The 1,753-nt window shown below is 52.7% G+C and carries 3 protein-coding genes; all 3 read left to right on the top strand.

Annotated features, from left to right (window positions below):
* Positions 1–146 (top strand): helix-turn-helix domain-containing protein (locus tag Q7T06_RS06855; RefSeq protein WP_304782405.1); only part of this gene is annotated, 146 nt, incomplete at its 5' end.
* The gene (gene ampD, locus Q7T06_RS06850; RefSeq protein ID WP_304782401.1) at positions 133–771 is read left to right on the top strand and encodes a 1,6-anhydro-N-acetylmuramyl-L-alanine amidase AmpD; all 639 of its coding nucleotides are present in this window, start codon (positions 133–135) and stop codon (positions 769–771) included. The genes Q7T06_RS06855 and ampD, both read left to right, overlap by 14 nt.
* Before the next feature lie 430 nt (positions 772–1,201).
* Positions 1,202–1,753: ATP cone domain-containing protein (locus Q7T06_RS06845; RefSeq protein WP_370652348.1), on the top strand; the 552-nt coding region annotated here is incomplete at its 3' end.

The raw sequence follows: 1,753 nt of genomic DNA, 5'->3' as shown, positions 1-1,753 counted from the left end.
ATCTGGATGATGTCGAGCGCGAGATCATACGGCGCGCCCTGGCCAAGACCAAGTTCAACCGGACCCAGGCAGCGGAATTGCTCGGCATTAGTTTCCGCCAATTGCGCTACCGGATGCAGCGGCTGGATGTCAATGCACCAGAATAAGACACCGACCAGCGCGCCCTTGCCCTTTCAGATCGATGCCAGCGGCTGGGCAGCTGGTGTGTTGCGCTTGCCATCACCCAATTTCGAGCAGCGGGTAGAAGGAACGGAAATTGCTTTGCTGGTGATGCATAACATCAGCTTGCCGCCAGGGCAGTTTGGCGGTCCGTTTATTGCCGACCTGTTCTTGAACCGGCTGGATTATGATGCCGATCCTTATTTTGATCAGCTGAGGCCGCTGCACGTGTCCGCTCACTTTTTGATACGACGCGATGGAACGGTCATGCAATTCGTGTCGGCCAACGACAGGGCCTGGCATGCGGGCGCATCTATTTTTTGCGGGCAAGAGCGCTGCAATGATTTTTCGATAGGAATAGAGCTGGAAGGCACCGACTGCGAGCCATTTGAGCAGGCGCAATACCTGGCCCTGGCAGCACTCACCGTTGCATTGACGGCGGCCTATCCCTTAAGCCATGTAACCGGCCATGAACACATTGCGCCTGGCCGCAAAACCGACCCCGGACCATTCTTTGACTGGGCCGAGTACCAGTTGCAGTACCAAAAAGAGCGGCAGAAATTGGTGCCGGCGAGCTTGGCTGGCAGTGATCCAGCCTTCTGCCTAGTTTAAAAAATGCATCATGGCAATCCCATATATTCATATAAAAAAATATATCGGAAACTATCAAGAAAGTGATTGCATCCCTGAGTTTCACGCACTAGAATTAGTGCGGATCTTAACTTCAGCACTAGATGTAGTGGGTTTGCCGATCTTCCCTCAAGTTTGTTCAGTTGTGTGCTTCAACATAATTTGTCCGTATACATATTAGTAGGAGCCCTGAGCAAATGTCCTTGAATACAATTAAAAAAACAGTCCCGGTATAAGCGTTTAATGCAGGTATGCGCAGGTTGCGTTACTGCAGCTGCCGTCTATAAAAAATATTTTCGCGAAACCCGTAGCACCAGGTTTCACTCTTAAAACAAGCAGGGCAAATTTGCCTGCAATCGTTATTGAAGGAGTCGTAATGCACTCTACGCAAGAAATTTCGGCCAAATCGTCGATGGAAATTGGCAGCATCGCGCCCCTCGCGGTTGCACCGTCGACTCTCGGCACCAATCCAGCCGCTTTGGGCGACTACCGCATCCTGCGTCGCAATGGTGCCGTGGTTGGTTTTGAGCCATCAAAAATCTCCATCGCTGTGACCAAGGCATTTTTGGCAGTTAACGGCGGGCAGGGCGCGGCATCCGCACGCGTACGCGAACTGGTTGAGCAGTTAACCGCAAATGTGGTGAACGCCCTGGTGCGTCGCCAGCCAGCCGGCGGTACTTTCCATATTGAAGATATCCAGGATCAGGTTGAATTGTCCCTGATGCGTTCGGGCGAGCACGATGTTGCGCGCGCCTATGTGCTGTATCGCGCCAAGCGGATGGAAGAGCGTGCGCAGCAGCAAGCAGCCAAACCAGTCCTTGAATCCAGCCAGTTGCATGTCATCGAAGATGGCCAGCGTCGTCCGCTGGACATGAATCAAGTGCGTAATTTGATCGCCGCCGCCTGCATGGGCTTGGAAAAACATGTCGATGCCGACGCGATCCTGCATGAAACAGTCAAGAAT

It is taken from the genome of Herminiimonas sp., from assembly GCF_030645555.1.
Taxonomy (GTDB): domain Bacteria; phylum Pseudomonadota; class Gammaproteobacteria; order Burkholderiales; family Burkholderiaceae_D; genus Oxalicibacterium.
The sequence above is the reverse complement of the archived record's forward strand: the minus strand, read 5'-3'. Positions and strand labels throughout refer to the sequence as shown.